The following is a 21,038-nucleotide window of genomic DNA, read 5'->3' on the forward strand; positions in this document are numbered from 1 at the left end:
GATAGTTAATCTGATGCCCAAGCCCTTGCTATAATACCCGCCTATTTCTCACACACCAGCCGGACTTTTATGGACAAAAAACAGCTCAGCGAACGAGACATCTGCTCTAAGTTCATCACTCCAGCCGTTCAGAAATCCGGTTGGGATTTGCAAACGCAGATTCGTGAAGAAGTGAGCTTTACTGCGGGCCGCATTATTGTTCGTGGCCGCATGCACACACGCGGTGAACAGCGCCGTGCTGACTATGTTTTATACCGGCAAAAAAACCAGCCGTTGGCTGTCATTGAAGCGAAGGATAATAAACATAAGCTGGGCGATGGCATGCAGCAGGCTTTGCTCTATGCAGAAGCTTTGGATGTGCCCTTTGCATTTTCCAGCAATGGTGATGGTTTCCTATTCCACGATCGAACCGGCCTTTCCGAGCTGACCGAAACCGAATTATCCCTTGATAAATTCCCGAGTCCCGACTTCTTATGGCATCGCTACTGTCAGTGGAAAAACATCGGCCAGAGTGTTGAGCCACTTGTTACCACACCTTACTATGATGATGGTACAGGGCGTAGTCCGCGTTATTATCAGACCATCGCCATCAACCGGACAATCGAAGCCGTAGCCAAAGGCCAAAACCGTATTTTATTAGTGATGGCTACGGGCACGGGCAAGACCTATACCGCGTTTCAAATCATCTGGCGCTTATGGAAATCCAAACAGAAGAAGCGCATCTTGTTTCTGGCAGACCGTAACATTCTGGTCGACCAAACGAAGAACAACGATTTCAAGCCGTTCGGCCAGGCGATGACCAAAATCAGCAAACGCCAGGTCAACAAGTCATTTGAAATTTACTTGTCGCTCTACCAAGCGGTCACCGGCTCGGATGACGAAAAAAACATCTACAAACAGTTCTCGCCCAATTTTTTTGATTTGGTTGTCATTGACGAGTGTCATCGTGGCAGTGCAAAAGCCGATTCCTCATGGCGGGAAATCCTGGACTATTTTAATTCGGCGACACACGTTGGCCTGACTGCCACGCCAAAAGAAACCAAGGAAGTTTCTAACATCGATTATTTCGGCGAGCCGATCTATACCTACTCCCTCAAGCAAGGCATTGAAGATGGCTTCCTGGCTCCGTACAAGGTCATCCGTATTGACTTTGACCTGGACTTGCAGGGATGGCGGCCCCACAAAAACCAAAAGGACAAGTACGGCAATCTGATCGAAGATCGCATCTACAACCAGAAAGACATTGACCGCAAAATTGTCTTTGATGAGCGGACCTATTTGGTGGCTTGGAAGATTACGGAATATCTGCAAAAGACCGGCGAATTTCAGAAGACCATCGTGTTCTGCAATGACATTGATCATGCAGAACGCATGCGCCAAGCCTTGGTAAACCTAAACCCTGAGCGCGTGCGCGAGAATCGCAAATATGTCATGCGCATTACCGGTGATGAACAGGAAGGCAAAGCCGAGCTGGATAACTTTATCAATCCAGAATCACGCTACCCGGTCATTGCGACGACCAGCAAATTAATGAGCACGGGGGTCGACGCCAAAACCTGCAAGCTTGTTGTGCTGGATCAGCGTATCCTGTCGATGACCGAATTTAAGCAAATCATCGGGCGTGGCACCCGTATTGACGAGGATTACGATAAGTTCTGGTTCACTATCATGGACTTTAAAAAGGCTACCGAGCTGTTCGCTGACCCGGCATTTGACGGTGAGCCGGTCAAAGTCTATGCGCCCAAGCCGGGCGATACCAGTGAGGCTGATGACGAGGATGATAGCGATCCTATCTCTACAACGGGTAATGGTTCAGAATCAGGAGACGGCGGCACCGGAACGGATAGCGGCAACGGCGAAACGACTGAAGACCCAGCCATCAAATATGTCGTCAACAACATTGAAGTTAAAGTGATTGCCGAGCGGGTCCAGTACTTGGGCGCCGATGGCAAACTGATTACGGAATCACTGACTGACTATACTAAGCAGTGCATCAAAAAACAATTTGCCACGCTCAAGGACTTCTTGCGCCAGTGGTCAGACGCCGAGCAAAAGAAAGCCATTATTGAGCAGCTTGCTGAGCAAGGCATCTTTTGGGATGATTTGCATACTACGGTGAGCAACAAGCTCGGCTATGAGCTCGACCCCTTCGATTTGATTTGCCACATCGTCTACGACCAACCGCCGCTATCACGCAAGCAGCGTGCTGAGCAGCTCAAGAGCCGCAATTACTTTAATCAATACCAAGGGGCTGCCAAACAGGTTCTTGAGGCTTTGCTCGATAAATATGCTGACACCGGCATTGAGCCCATCGAAGATGTTAAAATTCTCACGCTTGATCCCTTCTCGAAGATGGGTGCGCCCATGGAATTGCTCAATGCCTTCGGCGGCAAAGCCCATTACCAGAAAGCCCTGAAAGACCTGGAAGATCAGCTCTATCAAACCCCTATCACAGCCTAATCAATTTAAAGGAAAAGCATGTCCATTAGTAGTACCATCAAATCCATCCAAGACATCATGCGTAAAGACGTGGGTGTCGACGGCGATGCGCAACGTATCGGCCAGCTGGTTTGGATGCTGTTCTTGAAAATCTATGATGACAAAGAGCAGGAATGGGAGATGTTTAGTGATGGCTATCAGTCGCCAATACCCGAGGCACTACGCTGGCGCAACTGGGCGGCCAACGCCGAAGGCATTACCGGCGAAGAGCTCAAATACTTCATCGACAATACTTTATTCCCACAGCTTCAGAATCTCGTACCTAAAGGCGACGATCCGCGCGCTTATGTGATCCAAAGCGTTTTTGCCGACGCCTACAACTACATGAAGTCTGGCCAATTGCTTCGCCAAGTCATCAATAAAATCCAGGACGGCATCGATTTTAACAAGGCTCAGCAGCGCCATCTTTTTGGCGACATGTACGAGCAAATCTTGAAAGATTTGCAGAGCGCGGGTAATGCCGGCGAATTTTATACGCCGCGCGCGGTGACCGAATTCATGGTCAACCGTGTCGATCCGAAATTGAACGAATCCGTATTAGACCCAGCCTGCGGGACCGGTGGCTTTTTGACGTGCAGCATAGAGCATAAACGTAAACACTACGTTAAAACGCCTGCTGACGAGCAAGCTTTGCAGGCCAGCATTCATGGTGTGGAGAAAAAGCCGTTGCCGCACTTGCTGGCCACCACGAACATGATTTTGCACGGCATTGAAGTGCCCAGCCAGATTCGCCACGACAACACGCTGGCAAAACCATTAATCAGCTGGTCGCCCAAAGACCGGGTCGATGTGATAGTCACCAATCCGCCGTTTGGTGGCCAGGAAGAAGATGGCATTGAAAGCAATTTCCCTCAAGCGTTACGCACCAGGGAAACGGCTGATTTGTTCATGACCTTGATCATCCATCTGTTAAAAGATGGTGGCCGTGCCGCCGTGGTATTGCCGGATGGCTTTTTGTTTGGCGAAGGCATGAAAACCCGACTGAAAGAGAAGTTATTGGCAGAATGTAACCTACATACGATTGTCCGGTTGCCGAACGGTGTATTCAATCCGTATACCGGCATCAAAACCAATCTGCTGTTTTTTACCAAGGGCACGCCCACGCAGAATATCTGGTTTTATGAGCACCCCTATCCCGAAGGCGTCAAAAGCTATAACAAAACCAAGCCGATGCGCTTTGCCGAATTCCAAACCGAAATCGACTGGTGGGGTTCGGAAAGTGATGGTTTTGCCGCCCGCCAAACCACGGAACAAGCTTGGCAGGTCAGCATTGACGAGATCAAGGCTCGCAATTACAACCTGGATATCAAAAATCCTCATGTTGGCGAGCAGATCAGCCATGATCCAGATGAGTTATTGGTTCAGTACGCCGATGAGATGAAGGAAATTGCTAAGCTTCGCAGTCAATTGCGGGACTTGCTGAATGCGGCTATCGCTAAGGCGGAGTCTGTATGATTCAGCCAGAAGCATTTGAAGCGTTGGCCTCGTCGACCAATGGCATCGCCAAGCTGCGTGAGTTAATCTTGGAACTGGCGGTGCACGGATTATTGGTGCCCCAAGATCCGAATGATGAGCCGGCTAGTATCTTGCTTGAAAAAATTAATGCTGAAAAACAGCGGTTGGTTAACGAGGGCGAGATCAAAAAACAAAAAGCACTTCCAGAAATTATGGAAGAAGACAAACCGTTTAATTTACCAATTGGCTGGGAATGGGTGCCAATTCGTCAGGTAACAAGTGACCGAGGGCAAAAAGTTCCTGATCAAAATTTTACTTACATAGATGTCGGCTCAATCAATAAAGAACTTGGGGTCATTGCAAATGCAAAGATACTTAGGGCAGATCAAGCGCCAAGTCGAGCTCGAAAAATAGCGCAAACTGGTGATGTGCTTTATTCCTGTGTTAGGCCTTATTTATTGAATATTGCGATTATTGAAAATGATATTGAACCGAAGCCAATTGTCAGCACTGCATTTGCAGTACTTAATGGATTTGGCATGGTCATACCAAAATTTCTATGGATAACTTTGCGGAGCAAATATATGATTGACCGTGTACAATTAAGGATGCGAGGTTTGGCGTATCCAGCAATTAACGATGCTGACTTTGCAACCCTTCCATTTCCACTTCCCCCTCTCGCCGAACAACACCGCATCGTCACCAAAGTCGATGAATTGATGGCGCTCTGCGATCAACTGGAGCAGCGCCAAACCTATAGCAACACTGTTTATCAACGATTGCTGCAAACATTACTCGAAAGCTTAACTCAAGCAGCTGACAATGAAGCCTTTCAGAAGATATGGTCGCAGATAGCTGCACATTTCGATACGCTGTTTGCCACCGAAGCGAGCGTTGATCAGCTTAAGCAGGTTATCCTGCAATTGGCGGTGATGGGTAAACTGGTGCCGCAAGATCCGAATGATGAGCCGGCTAGCGAATTACTCAAGCGCATACAGGCGGAGAAAGCCAAGTTGATTGCCGAAGGCAAGATCAAGAAAGACAAGGCACTATCGCCAATATCAGATGAAGAAAAACCGTTTAATCTACCAATTACTTGGGAGTGGGTGAGACTGGAAGATTTAATGCCGGAATTTCAAAATGGAGTTTCAAGTCGTGGCGACTCCGGTGGGGAGTCTGTCGTAGTATTGCGCTTAGCCGATATTAAAGATCGCCGCATATCACTTAAGGATTCTAGAGAGCTTTTAATATTGTCAAACATGATTGATAAATATCGTTTATCAATGGGTGATATTTTGATTGTCCGCGTAAATGGAAGTGCCGATCTGGTCGGTGGGTTTGTTTTATGCGAGCAGAACTTTGATGGAATTTATTGCGATCATTTTATTCGCATGCGGATTTCACAAAAGATATTAAATCCTAGTTTTCTTACTTTAGTTGGCGCTTCGCAGTTGGTTCGTGATCGAATTAAAAATTTATTCATCACAACAGCAGGACAGAAGACAGTTAATCAAAGCCATATTGGTTCGCTCATAATTCCGCTTATGAGTGTTGCCGAACAACACCGCATCATCGCCAAAGTTGATGAACTCATGGCAATCTGTGATCAATTAAAAAGCCGGATAAACAAATCCCAGCAGACTCAAAAACACCTGGCCACTGCGATTGTTGAAAAAACAGCAGCATAACCAGTGGCCAGATTTTATGAAATTGAGCCAACGTTAGAAAACTATTGGCGATCGATCATATTATTCGGTCGCAATGTCGCTTCTTATAAATTCGCACTTGCCAAGGCGTTATATGATTTGAAAGATTCTGGTGAAACCATTATCACTTTAGATAAACTGGCTGAGCCCTACTCAAAGCATATTGCGCGGCATTTAGTAATCTGTGACAAACAAGGTACATCGGAAAACAGTCGATTCCTGGATGCCTGTAGAGCATTCAACGCCAATCAAATCACGAAAGGCCAGTTTGCTGATCCATAACTTGTACGGCAGGTTGAAATGTAGAAGAGTTAGTCAAATCTCATGGTTCAGGCGTCTGTACTCAACGCCTGTTTCTCAATGTCGTCACCGTGGTTTCTGCGTTAGCCCTTCTCGCCGCTGCCGCTATCTCTGTTGTTACAATTGTCTGACCAATCGGAGCGAGCGCTATCCCGGCTAATTTCAGATGTTGAATCCCAAATGGGATGCCAATAATAGTCGTAAAGTTAAGCAAAGCGGAAATAATATGGCCAATTGCTAACCAGATACCTGCAAAAAAGAACCATAAGATGTTACCGAAAAAACCCAGTGCGCCAGTGCCGATATCATCTTTCTGGTTGAGTTCTTTACGGCTAATCGCTTCTCTTCCAAACGGAAAAAACGAGAACTGCCCGATAACAAAACAAGCTTTACCCCAAGGAATACCGACTACCGTTATAAATGCGAGCAAACCAACAACCCACCAAGCTAGCCCCATTACAACCCCACCTAAGATAAACCAGAAAAAATTACCAATTGCACGCATCGTTGTTCTTTAATTCAATAGTTATTAATCCGTTCCGAATATTTGCCAACAAGTAGCTCCAGAACTGACTGTCAAAAATCTTCTCTATCACATAGTTTTTCATCAATCATTTATTTTCAATATGGTAAAAATTGAAAAGCAGAAAGTGGAAAAGATTGAACGCTGGTTAACAGACATGATTGTTAAAGGCACTATCTGACACGCTGAAGCGTTCCCAATTCGGTACGAGCGGAGTCTTGTCCTGTCATTGTGTAGCGCAAGGTTGTTCCCTTGACTAAACCGTCCAAGTAAGTGACAAGGACATCATTGCCCTCAGTCTTGTAAGATACCTTTTCAATCATTCCCAGAGCTTCGGTTTCGCCGTGGCGGAACGTAACAGTCATCGGCATGATACCCTTCATTTGCCAATTACCCTCAAGTGGGCCCGGACTACCGCTGTCACTACAAGCGGTAACTGTTAATGCGAGGAATACGGCTACGAATAAAAGACTAATGCTTTTCATGACTCTCCCTAGTGTTGTGTGTATTCTAATAAGTTATTATTTAAAACTGGATATATTACATTCTTTCTCAATCTGAGCAGGTAAAAAATAAGCTTTAACTGAATAACTGAAGGGGATTAACTTCAATTGAAAACATCCATCGTCATACTGACTTGTAGCTTAACTCGCCAATTTTTCGCCTTATATTTCATTATTTTGTCTTTTCTTTGAAGAATTCCCAAGCATTTATTAACCTTCTTTTCAAACTCCAAACGTGGGTTTCCTCGTGTTATGATTCCTAGTTCTTTAAGAACCCGCGTTGCTAATGAATCTACTGTACATGATTGATTTGGACATTCCGACAGTACTTTAAGAATCACCTGTTGAATTTCGGGAGAATCTATCATTTCTAGTCGGTGACCCTGCGTATCAATCACATCTTCTTCAATACTATCTAACGATGATTGTTGATTATGACCTAATAAATGGGTGAGATCGTTGAAATCAGAATGCTCCTCTGATGGTGGACTCGAAGTATCGCTCGATTCAGAAACCGTGTTATAAGGATCAACTTCCTTATAGGAAACCCACTGTGTATTATCAACCGACTCAGAGCCCAGCGGCTCTATGCCCATTTTTCTCAGCGTCGCTAACAAATCATCAAACACTTCCTGTTTACGCATAAAAAAGCTTGAGGCAAAACACCGCCAGAAAGTCCATCCCGCGCGCTCAAGGACACGTTGACGAATCATGTCATTCATCCACTGACCTGGGCCATGAAACCTGTCGCCGTCACACTCAACCGCTAGACGCCGGCCTTCTGAGCCTTCGATGACAAAATCGATGCGATAGCTGCCGCAGCGTACCTGTGGGGTGACCCGAAAATCATGGCGCACCAGCAAATCAAACATTTCCCTCTCAAAGTCTGACTCACACAGCTCCCGCAAGGATGAAACTTGCTTTACATCTTGAGTGAAGGGTTGTTTAAAGTGGCGAAAGACCTTAGCTGTGAGGCTGCCAGGATTCACATCACTCTCTTCAATGGACCGGAAAAGATACATTCTATCCCTGGCTCTCGACAGAGCGACGTTAAAGCGCTGCTCCATTCCCATGCTATTGGCTGTTGCCCTATTTCCTTTGGCCAGGACATTGGAAATCAACATAATATCGCGCTCCCGCCCCTGGAATATGGGTGGAGCCCCAACCGCAATTTTGCGCGCAACAATCTCAGATTGCGGTATTTCAGTATTGATTAATCTCCATATATGATTGGCCTGTTCATTACCCAATAACACGACAACTCCAATAGTGCGGTCTTCCAAAGCCGGGTCCGCGATAATTGTTTTTATTTCTTCGATGATGGCCTTCGCTTCCGGTGGGTTATGATCGTTTTTTCTGTAGCCGCCTTGCACCTTGACGTCAATCAAGGGCGGATCTAATCGTTCAGTACTTTTGGGAATTCTTAATGGCTTAATTTTATTGTCATAAAATTCGCGATTTGAAAACTCGATGATGGCATTGACGCACCTAAAATGCTCTTGAAGCATGACCGAATTTCCGGCAAATACGACACGTGCAAGATCATAAATTGATTTGCCAGGCGTCATTTGAGCGCCATGGGGCTGATTATTTAAAAACCGGTCACTGAGCTCCTGTATTTTGACTTCCTTCATACCGATGGCTGATGGTGAAACCTGTTTATGGTCACCTACGACCAATAACTTTTTGCCCCGCAATAATGCCGGCAATGCCCATATATCCGATTGTGATGCCTCATCAATAATGACCAGATCGAACAATCCGACTTCAGCGGGTATCGTCTCGGAGACACGCCATTGCGGTAAAATCCAGCAAGGAACCGCCTTATAAGCACGAAGCATTGCGTTTCTGGCGTCCTTTCGAAAGCGTACGGCCCTGATGCCAGTGCCTGCTCCCATGGACTGGATCGCATTGAGATAAGCTTGCAAAGCCTGCCTGATTTCTTCTGGCGAATTATTGTATATCCCCAGCCAGGTTTTCTCGGCTATCAGGTCCTGATACGTTTTGGAGAGCTCCTTCTCTAAAGCCCGTCTGTCATCAAATAAGCGCTTTAGATGGTCATGTCCGTCGATGTGCTCTATCAATGTTTTTGCCGCTCGCCAAGTCCATGCTTCCAGCCAGTCCGATGGCGTTAAAGGATCGCCTTCCTGCGCTTCGAGTACCGGTACGCTTTTTACCGCACAGCCCCATTTAACAGCCCTCGATTGAATAATTAAATCGGCGACCCTGTTAATTTCTCTGAAGGACGGTTGCAAGGCGTTCATTCGATTGAGCTCGCTCATCAATGCATACCATTGTTCCCGAAGAGCCGATTCATCAAATGCGCTATTGCCTATTTGTTCATTCAAGAACTGAGCGATACTGTCTACCAAGGGACCTGAAAAACCATTCAGTTTATCGAGCAAGGCAGAAACCTGCTGACGAGCATACATAAAACGGCCCGTGTCCAAATTCTGCGCCAAGCTGGATTTCAGACTCTCTAAAAATTGACTATCCGCTTCTGAGAGCCCCTGTGTAACTTTAGCGCCGAATACTCTTTTTACTTTATCGCCAAGTACTGAATCAAACTCAGTCACCAGTTTCTTAATATCGTTGATGTGATTCTGGTATGTGACGAGCAGCCTAAAGGATTCATCGATGTCATCATGAGCGGCATCGAGCCCGAATTCCCGAGCAACCGCATTATTCCATATGGCGATTAATTTTCGGGCAGACAATAAATATTCCGTATGGCGAACTACGGCCTGCCAATCGCTTGGAGCCGATGGCTTGAGTCCCATGACGCTAACTTGGGCTAACAGGTTTTTGACTTCCTTCTTGCCCCAAGGAACGGCAAATGGATTTTTGCCCTTCGACAAGCGCTGAATGGCGTGGATGAAATCTTCGTTTAACTCTGCATTCGGCACTACCTGAACAGCATGCGACAAGTTCTCTTTCCGTTTCCCATCCAGCGCTCTTATTTCACTGGAAACCACCTCTAAATGAGTGACTGATGAATCTTCTTCGTGGTCTGGTTTAAGAAACCGGTACTTAATGCGTTTTGACCATTCAAAGTCATCCTGATGAACCTTATTCGCCAGGACTTCCCGATCGGAAAGGAATTCAAATAATTGCTGCGCTTCTTTAAAAGTATCTTGGCTGGAATCAATTAAAGGAATGATATTGCCTTCGGAAATTTTATGGGCAAACTCGCTGGCCGACATTAAATCGTGATGCAGCCCATATAAAGTCGACCAATCTGGAAAGCTGTCAGACACGGGGAATTTATCCTCAAGTGAGGACAGGTCACCCCCTACTTCAATCCGGCTTTTCCTTAATGACTGAATGTCATTGTCACTGAACGTTAAAGCCTCTGAGTTAGAACTAATTTCATCTTCCAGCCATGAATAGGTATCGGCATTCTCAAAAACAAATTTTGCCATTTCTTCAGCCGATACCTCTTTATCATGAAATTTGTACCGTTTCATATGCTTTTCAGCATAACTGTTAATGGTTTGTTCCACAGACGAAATCTTCGCGTGCACCCCGTTAATCTGGTCTTCAAAATAAACGATCTGTTTTTCTGACTGAACGGGATTCAGGCTATTAACGCTGTTGGCGATCGCTTGAATTGAATTTTCAAACTGCTTTTTGCCATCCCTTTCGTCGGTCAGTAAAGCCACGCTGAGAGGCCGAATCTGTTCAGGCAGTTTTTCCTGAAGAACGGCGAGTGCCGATTCTCCATTAGCCGTCACCAGGACGCGTTTGCCTTGAGCCAGGAAATGGCAGATTACATTGGCAATGGTATGCGTTTTGCCGGTTCCGGGTGGCCCCTGAACAACGACCCCATCACCGGTTTCAAGTTTTTCAATAATGGAAACTTGCTCATCATTGTAGGCCATGGGGAAATACAGTTCTTGTGCGCCTTGACCTGTATGGCTGCTGGACGACAAACCTCTAAAATTGAGGGATTGTCTTGATTTGACTACGTTGTCGCCAAGCTTAACAAAAGACTCGATCACAGAGGGGACTGAACTCACCTCGGCAACGGTCTTTTTAAGTTTTTCTATGTCCTGAATGAAAATGTGTTCAGAACGTTTTCGACCAAATAGTACCCAGGTATCCGTGACAATCAAATTTTCATCAGGTGCGGGCAAAGTTTGATCAATCAGATTATCCAGGTAAACGCCGCTTGCATCCAGGTGCAGGACAGCCGCTTTAAGAATGCCCTCAAACGTTGATGATTCGAACGGGTTGATCCGGTCAGCGCTCGTTGCACTAACGCTTTTCCAAAAATCATCAAGCGCCCGAACACCTTCATTTTCTTGCTCCTGATAGCAGCCCAGGTCTAATTGCGGGTCCAAATCGCGTGGGCGAATCTCCAAATCAAAGTTGGTCGGATTAAGGTAGATTTCACATTGCTGGATAATCAATGGGTATTGAATAGGCGTCTTCATGCCAGGTTTATTCCACAGGGCATACCCAATACCCCAGGCCAATTCTATAGGGGAATTCGCACTATCCGAATAAATCGCTTGCTGGACCGAAAACAGTTTATTATAAAAACCAATCGTCTTCCGTCTCGGCTTTTCAGACAAAGACCAAGGCTCCCAGATGTTTTTGACATAGTGGTCAAACAACGCCTGAATTTCTGGATGATCCAGAAGGTATTCTCTGACTTCCTCATCCTCGCCTTGAGCGATGACAATTTCTTCTTTCAGCTCTGGCACATGATTCGGTGATTTAGAGACAGTCACCCAAGCTTTTAAAGCTTCAACAGGTTCTGGCACTGATATTTCTTTAAGCCGTGTAATACGCAGCCAGACATCATCACCTTCGGACTGAACATTAAAATGAATGCCGGGTAAACCTTTCAACTCTGATTGATGGGCATCAAAAATATCGGAAGGAACAACGTAGTTTGGTTTTCGATTAAGCTTTTCTACTTGCTCTATATAGTCAAGAAGGTCAATGAGTAATTTGTTGCTTTCTTTCATTAAAATCCTAATCAATTTTAGTCGACATTTATCGACACTTAATAAGCAATTGTTGAAGCCTTAGGTTTATTATTTCAGGCTTAGCCCGACAATATTAGATTTAAATTGTCGATAATAGACAAAACCGGACCAAGGCTATCGATCTAGTCTCATTTTATTCTAAATCAAAAAATAGTGACCATGGAGAAGAAACAAAAGCAACGCTTTCGGTAAAGTTGCCCATATTTCCGCCTAGGTTGTCTTGTAGAAATCGAAGAAGGCTCTACAGGTTTATGGATTGGATCGAAAAATACGTCGGAATTGGTTTGGGAATGAAGCAATGTCACCCCAATCCTTAGAATGAATTTGCTGCAACACAAAACAAAAGGCGATGACGTTTAAGTTCGTCTAGCTTTTATATATGGTTTCTCATAAGTCAATAGCATCTGCCAAACACGGTTAGTCATAAGTCAATAGCACGATCTACACCTTATAGAATTAAACTAAACTCAGGATTTTTATCACTTAATCCAACATAGCCACTCAGAATCTTCCTTTCAATCCGGTGCGTGATTAAATCGCGAACCATTGGTGAATCTATTTTTTTAGCCAAGTCCAGCGCGTTAATTCTTGAATTAACTTCATATTCAACATCATTACAATAGTCCAGTAAAATTTCAACAATCCGATCATCACCTATTTTTATTGCGTGCAACAAAGGCGTCCATCCATTGTTGTCAGCATGATCAACATTAGCACCATGCTTTGCCAGAATCTCGACTAGTTCTGGATTGCCTCTGAATATCGCATGAAATATCGGTGTTCGCCCGTATTTATCAACAACTTCAAGATTAGCGCCATTTTTGGCGAACAAGCTTACTAGCTGAGTATCGTCAAATCCGTAAAAAATCGGGGTTAATCCTGCACTATCAACACAATTGACATCCGCACCATGCTTGATGAGCGATTGGGCGCATGCATGGTGAGATTTAGTTATTGCGTAAAAGAGTGGGCTCCAAAACTTTTTATCAATTTTGTCGTGCAGGTTAACATCAGCACCTCTGCCGGCCAATAATTCAATGGCTTCATAGGCGCCGCTTTTAGCTGCATAAAATATGGGTGATTGCCCTTGTCTGTTGAGCGCATTTGGGTTTGCTCCTTTAGAAAAAAGGTAATCGATGCAGCGAGTGTAGTTGCGGCTCGCGGCATAATGTAGGGCGGTATTCCTGTCATATTCGTCCGAGATATGGATGTCAGACAGTGATTTCAGGATCGACAGTGTAGTAGGTTCTTTGAATTTCTTGAAAATATGTTCCAGCGGCGATTCGTTATTACGATCATAAATACGTAGATCAGCGTTATTTGTGATCAGAATCTTGGTGACATTAACTTTTCTGAGTTTTATTGCGTGTTGTACGGGCGTGAAGCCGTCGTAGGTTTGATTGACGTTTTCGCCTGATTTTAGCAATGATTCAATTTCGGTGAGAGTGCCTGCGAGGATGGCGGAGATTAACGGAAGCTGATTCATATAAGACTATAGGTAAAAGGTTTCTATAAAATTTATTATAGAAGGATTTACCCCAAACACTTAATTTTCAAACTCTATATTTTTAATTTAATTATGCGAAAGATAGGGAATGATAAAAGATTTCCGGCTCAAAACTTTAATCTATTAGATGCTTCTTCAATGTCTTCAGCGTTGAGTTCATCCTGAAAGCTATCATTAAGATATGGTTCTCTAGGAATTGCCGTGGTAGCTACTACATATAGTGGTTGCATGCTATTTACGGGCGCTACCGGCTGTGATTAACCACGGGAAATCTGGGAGAGCCTAAGATATTCCATTAACTGAATACTTTGAAAATAGCTTTTTAACTGTTTGTCTTTACCCGCATTAACTATATCAACGAGCGATTCATTATTTTCGCTTTTATGGTAAAAACTCTTTAATACCCATTTTTCAGCACAACTTTTACTTGGTCAGCTTTATTTTCATGGTCCTGTGTGTACCCCCAAAATGGCCTGTACTATCACAACACAGAGCTCTACCGATGTCATGATATACGCTATCTAATTTGATACCTTGAGCATATAGCATGCAATGTCCCAATTAACTTTGGCCTGATAATCCATGCCATCCGCATTCTAAACAATTAGTAAGGTCGTCAAAGCCGCTCGTATCACAATCTTCGCAAAAATCTTCATGACTCATAATCAGGCTCATACTCAAGGCACCATGATTCCTGCCGCTCTCTGTCCCAATTCAGCTCGTATGATGCTAACAACGTTGCATCAGCCGGACCATCAAATTTATCCAGGTTTTTAGGCTCATCACTAATTTGATCTAATTTAGCTTTTTCCATCTTTTCTTGTTTACGCATCCAGATATGGTTTTGCTGTGATTCACTTCCCTCTTTTTCGATAATCAGCTTTTGTTTTTTAACAGGAACATGCTTAAAAAGCTGCTCGCCTGTTTTTTTGTCTTCAACTTCTCTTTTATCTATCACGCTGTATGAAAGATATTGGTTGTGGATTGTGCAAACATTGGCAAGACACGCCAGACTTTCGATTAAATTTTGTTTTAACTTGAAGTCATTGGCCGGGCTATAGCCGCATAACTTACTCATAAATCCAAGCGTTAATGGAAAGACAGACGCATGTGTTGAGTAAAAAGCATGCATCCATTTTGCAATGGGTTTATTCTTTAAAGCGTTTCTAATATTCCAGTTTAGATAGGTGTACTGGTCATAGCGATACAGCTCCTTCATGCCCGGATCAATAGCGACATAATATTTTTTATGTCTACCGGGATTGTCTTCCATCTTAAACATCTTTATCAATGGCCCTTTATACATCAGCCTGCCCGTTTTGGTATCGGTTATCTCAAGCAAGCTCGTCTTGAAAAGCGCTAGCCGTTCTGCAATTTCATTCATCTTGGGACCAGAATGACTTTTATCTAGCAAGTCGAGTATTTCCCATGCCGAGAATTCCACAATAGTGCCCCACTCTTTACCCCGCAACATCTGCATAATGCCTTGCCAGATGTCTAAGTCGGACTGTTTTAAGCTCGCACCGGTATATTTAATTTTATAAAGGCTGCTGGAATAAATATCAGCATTGTCTAAAGCAGGTTTATTTTCTTTATTGACCCCGAACAGCGCTGATCGTAAAAACACGTTGGGTACACCGCGAACGACATCGGGCCAAACAGGGACTTTAGCAGGCGCATTGCGGCGTTGCTCGATTTGTTCCGGCGTCAGTTTTAGATTATTTTCATAAATAACTTGAGCTTGGCGATTGATTTGCTCTTCTTCAAAACTGACCGCTTCTTCTGGAGTCAGAATGCCATTATCTAGCTGCGGCTTAAGTATTTTTCTTATCCGACACCGGGTCCCTCTTATTTCTCTAATTGCTGACATGATAACTTCGCTCCTTGGTTGCTTTTATCGTTGACAGCTCAGCATTTGCAGTGTCAAATTTTGCCTTGGATTCATCAATCTCAGCACGCGCTTTTTTGATTTCGGCTTTTGCTTCTTTCAGATCGTTCAGTGCGTTATTTCGTGCTTCAGCTGCATTTTTCAGGTTGATCTCGTGAGACTTCAGTTCAATGGTGGCTTTAGTCAACTTATCTTTAACGCTATCAAGTTCTGTTGCTGCTTGAGCTAAACTAGCTTCTGCTTTGGCCATACGATCGGTCATGGTTTTCAAATCGGCCTCGTAAACAGCAACTGACTTTTCGGCCTGATGTTTATCGCCCAGGACTTTTTCTAACTGCGCTTTTAGTCTATCGATCTCAATTTTTTGCTCGGCTATTTTTTCGCCTTGGCTGTCAATTTTGAGCTGCTCTTTTGCAAGTTCAGTGCGGGCGATTTCGGCGACTTTTTGCTCGCGATCGATGGTTCCTTTCAACTCTTTAATCTCGACAGCTTGCAGATCGGCTTTATCTTTCAACTCATCCCGATCTTTTTTTAAAGTCGTGACTTCTTCCGCCAATGCATCGCGCTCACGTTCAAGGGCTTCGCAAATGGTCGATAACTCATCCGATTCAATCTGCGCTTGAACCAGCTTGTGTTCTATTTCCGCACGAGCTTCGGCCTTTACCCGTTCTTGTGCTTCATAAATTGAATCAATAATTGTCGACGCCAGTGGCGCCCGCTCTGCCCGAGTTTGCTGGGGTCTTGTTTCACGCCACAGGGTTAAATGTTTGTGTATAGTGTTCGGACTGCCGGTGCCGAGCTGTGCTCTCACGGTAAGGATGCTGACATCATTGCCTTGCCCAAACAGCAGATCTGCTTTTGCGGCGACTTGATCGTAAGTAATACCTGTTCTAGCCATAACTTATTCTGGGTTGTTTCACTTAAAAATGTATAAATATTTAATATATACTGTTATTATGGATATATATTTATATTTTAAAATACGTAATGGCCAGTGTTAATACATTAACTAAAAATAATTTTTTAAAAATCAAAAATTATATTGCGCAATGTATAACGTATTCATATGTATACATATATTGCATACAGTATATTATGCTAAATCTTTCTACAAAAAAGCTGGGAAGACCGATTTTATAGTGGTCGCTATGAGTTCAGTCCATTTTTATAAGCTCACAACACCAGGCCAACGGGCGATGTGACGTAATCAATTGGACCGGCGCCTTTGCCTCGACCTCGCGGGAATATCTGCATCAACATAGATCATCCCCTTTGGCCGGTGATTTTGGGTTAGATCTATCCTGCATTAATATCGCAATGGATTGTTCAATCGCGACCAGGTGGGCAATAACCTCGATTTTTTCTATGGCGAATGCGCTGTTCGCACCGCGTGCATTTGGTTTAAGTTGGAGCCGATACGCGAAATTTCCCGGATCTTAGCGCGTTCGGTCGCCTTGTCGACTAACTCAGGTTTTGACGCGGCGTAAAGATTCGCGGATCAATTCAGAAACCGTTTTGCCTGCGGCATTGGCTTTGCACTTCAGGGCATCGCGTTCATACGTTTGAACTCTGAATTTCACCCAGGTTGATTTTGAGGGTGCTGTTTTCGGTACCATATAAAATCCCTTTAACCCAAAAATTGCCTACTAATGCCCATAATATCCAATGACTAAAGCTCCGCAGGATGGGGTCGAGGGACAACGCCAATCGCAAGGCGCCATGGGAATAGACTGTGCGTGCAGAGTGTGGCCTCATGCAGTAGCCTTGCTTATCACAGAGATACGCAAAAATTTATAAACTGTTTATTAAAGATTAGCATTTAAAATTGAAAACTCTAATAGACAAAGCAACGTTTTACTGGAAAGGATTTTCCAGGTGCTTTAAGGACCTGAGTAGGAATACTGCAAGCATCGGTATTTAAGGCTATGGGGCTGGGCGCGAATGTTGCCAGAGGCGATCCTATCCCGAGGCGCCTGGATAGGAGCTTTTTTCGTTATTGATGCTGTTTATGCTTTTAATAAGCGATTAATGCTTGAAACGGAGTCAATGAGCCAAAACTGTTGATGGATGAGCGGTATTAGGTTCGATAACTGCTAAAAAGGCGACGGTTTTGCTGATTAATAACTTTGTTAATGTTTTATTATTATTTGATTACTGAGTTATTAATTACTTAGTAAATGCTTTGTTATCAAGGCATTAAAGCGTATTTAAAAAATAATATATACTTTAAAAAACTTAAAGTATACCTTGAATTACGAAAACAATACCTCATTAGACGAAAAAACATACTTGAGAATACTAACAATTTCTCCCAAAAAAACGAACAATAACCCCATGTTAATTTATTGATTTAAAAGTTATTTAGGTGTTAGGCATGAAAGCATGATTGCAAGACATGCCCCTTTTGCTTTGCATAGCAGAAGTTAATACATAAGATTCAGGACACTCTCCTAGCTGCTCATGCCGATGCAGAAAGTCGGCAAGAATGTGCCGTTGACATTCGCTTTTTGTGTCCATACAATGCTACACAATCTGTTACACAATTTTCTTAAGAGAGGAATAGTAACAGAGCCGGAGCAGAGAAATTTTTCCTTAAGATTCAAAAGAGTAGAAATACACGGCCTTTCGTGCCTGTACTACGAGGAGAGTCAAGTCCTCTCCTCGGCACCATCACTTGCTTCTCCTTAAGTTCAATAACTTAACCTTCAAATTACTTTCTGATACTGCCCCGTTTTACCCTCCAGAACCACTTCATAATCCAGTACTCAGTCAGTCTTGTTCTGATGAGTGAAATTTTAGAGTATTCATAGAGTGCGAATACCCTGAAGGGCACAAGTACCCATAGGGCATAAATGAATTTGCACCCACAATTTAACCATCAAAATTAAATTGGCTAAGCACCAGTGGGGAAAACACTTGAAGATGAAGATACTATTCCATCTGCCCTATTCTGGCGGCAACGTTCACCACTGCCGCTTCCCGATGAGCGATACGGCATTACAATATAAAGGATAAAAGCGATTGGAAATTTCGCAGGGGCGACCAGAACGCCGCCCCATGCTCATTTCAACCCCTCGCCTTCGGACCTGCCGGCTTATGCGAACGGATGTTCCAGAATAATTGTTTCGTCCCTGTCAGGGCCCGTTGACAAAATAGCCACCTTAACCCCTACAAGTTCCTCAATCCTTTTGATATAAGCCTTGGCATTCTCAGGCAACGCATTAAAATCAGTTACGCCCGCGGTAGTTTCGCTCCAACCGGGCATCTCTTCGATAATGGCGTGGCACTCTTCGTATTGATCCGCACCTAAAGGGGCTGTTTCTGTCACATTGCCGTTAAGTTTGTAGGCCGTACAAATACCCACTTTTTCCAGACCATCAAGTACATCCAGCTTGGTTAAGCAAATACCGCTTAAACTATTCATTTTCGCGGATTTTCGCATGGAAACCGCATCAAACCAGCCGGTGCGGCGTTTACGTCCTGTCGTGGCGCCAAATTCATGACCTTTCTCGCCCAGATGGTCACCATTGCCATCATGCAATTCGGTCGGGAATGGGCCATTTCCTACCCGGGTGGAATAAGCCTTGGTGATACCCAGGACATAATGAAGGTCCAGAGGCCCGATACCGGTTCCGGTAGAGGCGCCGCCCGCTGTGGTATTGGATGAAGTCACATAAGGAAAAGTACCATGATCAATATCCAGCAGGGCGCCTTGAGCACCTTCAAACAAAAGGTTCTTGCCTTCGGCCTGATATTTATAGAGCGCTTCTCCCACATCAGTCAGCATGGGTTTGATTTGCTCACCCAGTTTTAGCGCTTCATCAAGCATTGACTGATAATCTACCGCGTCGGCATGATAGTAGTTAGTCAACATAAAATTATGATATTCGACCAGCTCTTTCAATTTCTCCGCAAAACGCTTTGGATTCAGCAAATCGCCGGCACGCAATCCTCTTCGGGCGGCCTTATCCTCATAAGCCGGTCCTATACCGCGCCCTGTAGTACCGATCGCTTTACTGCCGCGGGCTTTTTCACGAGCCTGATCTATGGCCACATGCACCGGCAAGATTAAGGTACAGGCCTCACTAATCAGCAAACGATTTCTGACCGGGATACCGGCTTTTTCCAATAGCTCTATTTCTTCCATCAAGGCATTCGGCGACAGCACCACGCCATTGCCGATCATGCACTGCACATCATCCCGCAGGATGCCGGAAGGAATTAAATGTAAAACGGTTTTCTCCCCTCGTATAACCAATGTATGACCGGCATTATGCCCGCCCTGAAACCGAACGACCGCTTCCGCCTGATCTGTCAGCAGATCAACCAGCTTACCTTTACCTTCGTCACCCCATTGAGTACCGATGACAACGACGTTTTTTCCCATAATTATTCCAAACTTAAGCTAAGGCCCTTACGACCCAGTTTTGATTATCTTTTTCTAAAATAGATGTACAACCCAGATCTTTTGCATTTCCAGTTGGACCTGACAACTGCTGAATAACAACCTGACCTTGAGCACGTAATTCTCTGATTTTTTCACTCAATGCTAAATCATCAGAACACGGAGCGAAAATGCGTGCCCGTTGCTCTCTTTGATTGATTTCCTTGCTTAATACCGACAATAATTTCAAGTCGGCGCTGAAGCCTGTTGCGGGACGCGCACGTCCAAAAATAGCGCCAATATTGTCATAGCGGCCACCTCGGGCAATTTCCCTTCCCACAGATGGAATGAAAGCCGCGAATACAACCCCGGTATGATAATGATAGCCGCGCAATTCCGATAAATCGAAGCTAATCGGCAACGACGGGTATTTGGTAGTCAAATTTTCAGCGATAGCTTCAAGATCGGCCAATGCCTGCTTTACGTTATCGTCGGCATTTGAAAGTACTGCACGCGCTTTATCAAGAGTTTCTTTGCCACCATTCAGTTCCGGCAACTTCAAGAACATTGCTTTCAGCATGTCGTCGATAGCGAGGTCTGCCACCAGTTCCTGCAGTTCAGGCTTGGCCTTGCGCTGCAAGGCATCAAACAGCGCGGTTTCCTGGGCCTCGGTCAATCCCGCCTGCCTCGATAAGGCCCGGTATATGCCTACATGCCCCAAATCAAGGTGAACGTTTTGCAAGCCGGTTATTGCCAGTGTCTCCAGCATCAAGCGAATGACTTCCACATCGCTTTCCTTGCCGGCATGACCATAAAGTTCAGCCCCAATTTGCATTGGGCTTCTGGTCTTTTCCAGAGCATCCCCGCGAGTATGCAAAATGGTGCCAACATAACAAAGGCGCGTGGGCCATTCGTATTTAAGGTTATGCGCATCGATCCGGGCAACCTGCGGTGTCATATCAGCCCTTACGCCAAGCATTTCACCGCTAAGCTGGTCCGTTAGCTTAAAAGTTTGCAATTCCAGATCGTGCCCTGAACCTGTAAGCAACGAGTCCAGATAATCGATAAAAGGAGGAATGACCAATTCATAACCCCAGCAAGCAAACATGTCCAGGATTTTACGGCGCAGGCATTCAAGATGCTTAGCATCTTCCGGCAAAATCTCATCAATGCCGTCTGGCAACAGCCAAGAGTCTTTTTGTTGCATATTTTGTGTGTCCACTCAAACAAAACGCCCCGCACAGGCGGAGCGTTTTTATATTTTAAAATAATGAAG

Annotated in this window: 13 protein-coding genes; 4 read left to right on the plus strand and 9 right to left on the minus strand. The window is 44.6% G+C overall.

Annotated elements, in window-relative coordinates:
* Positions 1-69 precede the first annotated feature (69 nt).
* The 4 genes from hsdR to EK22_RS19200 are packed head-to-tail and all read left to right on the plus strand — an operon-like array spanning position 70 to position 5,942.
* Positions 70-2,460: an EcoAI/FtnUII family type I restriction enzme subunit R gene (gene hsdR / locus EK22_RS19185; protein ID WP_036253654.1), complete on the plus strand. Its 2,391-nt coding sequence runs from the start codon at positions 70-72 to the stop codon at positions 2,458-2,460.
* 18 nt (positions 2,461-2,478) lie between these two features.
* Positions 2,479-3,954 carry a type I restriction-modification system subunit M gene (locus tag EK22_RS19190; protein WP_036253656.1) on the plus strand — a complete coding sequence of 492 codons (1,476 nt, stop codon included), beginning with the start codon at positions 2,479-2,481 and terminating at the stop codon, positions 3,952-3,954.
* Complete coding sequence (locus EK22_RS19195; RefSeq protein ID WP_036253658.1) at positions 3,951-5,642, plus strand: restriction endonuclease subunit S; 1,692 nt, start codon at positions 3,951-3,953, stop codon at positions 5,640-5,642. Before EK22_RS19190 ends, EK22_RS19195 begins: the two co-directional genes overlap by 4 nt.
* Before the next feature lie 3 nt (positions 5,643-5,645).
* Positions 5,646-5,942 (plus strand): hypothetical protein, encoded by a 297-nt coding sequence (locus tag EK22_RS19200; RefSeq protein ID WP_036253660.1) that lies wholly within the window; start codon positions 5,646-5,648, stop codon positions 5,940-5,942.
* A gap of 61 nt (positions 5,943-6,003) precedes the next feature.
* Here EK22_RS19200 and EK22_RS19205 read toward each other — a convergent pair whose 3' ends face one another.
* The 9 genes from EK22_RS19205 to EK22_RS19240 form a co-directional block, all read right to left on the minus strand.
* On the minus strand, positions 6,004-6,465 hold the full coding sequence (locus tag EK22_RS19205) for a YccF domain-containing protein (protein ID WP_036253661.1): 462 nt from the start codon (positions 6,463-6,465) through the stop codon (positions 6,004-6,006).
* Positions 6,466-6,656: 191 nt separating this feature from the next.
* Positions 6,657-6,968 carry a hypothetical protein gene (locus EK22_RS19210; protein WP_200882626.1) on the minus strand — a complete coding sequence of 104 codons (312 nt, stop codon included), beginning with the start codon at positions 6,966-6,968 and terminating at the stop codon, positions 6,657-6,659.
* Positions 6,969-7,090: 122 nt separating this feature from the next.
* Complete coding sequence (locus EK22_RS19215; RefSeq protein WP_051961977.1) at positions 7,091-11,962, minus strand: AAA domain-containing protein; 4,872 nt, start codon at positions 11,960-11,962, stop codon at positions 7,091-7,093.
* 469 nt (positions 11,963-12,431) lie between these two features.
* The gene (locus tag EK22_RS19220) at positions 12,432-13,469 is read right to left on the minus strand and encodes an ankyrin repeat domain-containing protein (protein ID WP_036253665.1); all 1,038 of its coding nucleotides are present in this window, start codon (positions 13,467-13,469) and stop codon (positions 12,432-12,434) included.
* Positions 13,470-14,142: 673 nt separating this feature from the next.
* Entirely contained in the window at positions 14,143-15,360 is a 1,218-nt protein-coding gene (trfA, locus tag EK22_RS19225) for a plasmid replication initiator TrfA (RefSeq protein WP_036253667.1), read from the minus strand.
* Positions 15,347-16,276 carry a DNA-binding protein gene (locus tag EK22_RS19230; protein ID WP_051961978.1) on the minus strand — a complete coding sequence of 310 codons (930 nt, stop codon included), beginning with the start codon at positions 16,274-16,276 and terminating at the stop codon, positions 15,347-15,349. Before EK22_RS19230 ends, trfA begins: the two co-directional genes overlap by 14 nt.
* Positions 16,277-16,844: 568 nt before the next feature.
* Entirely contained in the window at positions 16,845-16,994 is a 150-nt protein-coding gene (locus tag EK22_RS24780; protein WP_161786472.1) for a plasmid mobilization protein, read from the minus strand.
* 1,478 nt (positions 16,995-18,472) lie between these two features.
* Positions 18,473-19,765 (minus strand): adenylosuccinate synthase, encoded by a 1,293-nt coding sequence (locus EK22_RS19235; RefSeq protein ID WP_020160438.1) that lies wholly within the window; start codon positions 19,763-19,765, stop codon positions 18,473-18,475.
* Between the two features lie 13 nt (positions 19,766-19,778).
* The gene (locus EK22_RS19240; RefSeq protein ID WP_036253669.1) at positions 19,779-20,969 is read right to left on the minus strand and encodes an ATP phosphoribosyltransferase regulatory subunit; all 1,191 of its coding nucleotides are present in this window, start codon (positions 20,967-20,969) and stop codon (positions 19,779-19,781) included.
* Between the last annotated feature and the right edge of the window lie 69 nt (positions 20,970-21,038).

Origin of the sequence: Methylobacter sp. BBA5.1 (assembly GCF_000746145.1) — a bacterium.
GTDB classification, from domain to species: Bacteria; Pseudomonadota; Gammaproteobacteria; order Methylococcales; family Methylomonadaceae; genus Methylobacter; species Methylobacter marinus.

Coding starts and splice junctions, on each gene's coding strand:
- EK22_RS19235 (WP_020160438.1), bottom strand. CDS start 19,765: ATGGGAAAAAACGTCGTTGTCATCGGTACTCAATGGGGTGACGAAGGT.
- trfA (WP_036253667.1), bottom strand. CDS start 15,360: ATGTCAGCAATTAGAGAAATAAGAGGGACCCGGTGTCGGATAAGAAAA.
- EK22_RS19205 (WP_036253661.1), bottom strand. CDS start 6,465: ATGCGTGCAATTGGTAATTTTTTCTGGTTTATCTTAGGTGGGGTTGTA.
- EK22_RS19240 (WP_036253669.1), bottom strand. CDS start 20,969: ATGCAACAAAAAGACTCTTGGCTGTTGCCAGACGGCATTGATGAGATT.
- EK22_RS19195 (WP_036253658.1), top strand. CDS start 3,951: ATGATTCAGCCAGAAGCATTTGAAGCGTTGGCCTCGTCGACCAATGGC.
- EK22_RS19210 (WP_200882626.1), bottom strand. CDS start 6,968: ATGAAAAGCATTAGTCTTTTATTCGTAGCCGTATTCCTCGCATTAACA.
- EK22_RS24780 (WP_161786472.1), bottom strand. CDS start 16,994: ATGGTACCGAAAACAGCACCCTCAAAATCAACCTGGGTGAAATTCAGA.
- EK22_RS19230 (WP_051961978.1), bottom strand. CDS start 16,276: ATGGCTAGAACAGGTATTACTTACGATCAAGTCGCCGCAAAAGCAGAT.
- hsdR (WP_036253654.1), top strand. CDS start 70: ATGGACAAAAAACAGCTCAGCGAACGAGACATCTGCTCTAAGTTCATC.
- EK22_RS19215 (WP_051961977.1), bottom strand. CDS start 11,962: ATGAAAGAAAGCAACAAATTACTCATTGACCTTCTTGACTATATAGAG.
- EK22_RS19190 (WP_036253656.1), top strand. CDS start 2,479: ATGTCCATTAGTAGTACCATCAAATCCATCCAAGACATCATGCGTAAA.
- EK22_RS19220 (WP_036253665.1), bottom strand. CDS start 13,469: ATGAATCAGCTTCCGTTAATCTCCGCCATCCTCGCAGGCACTCTCACC.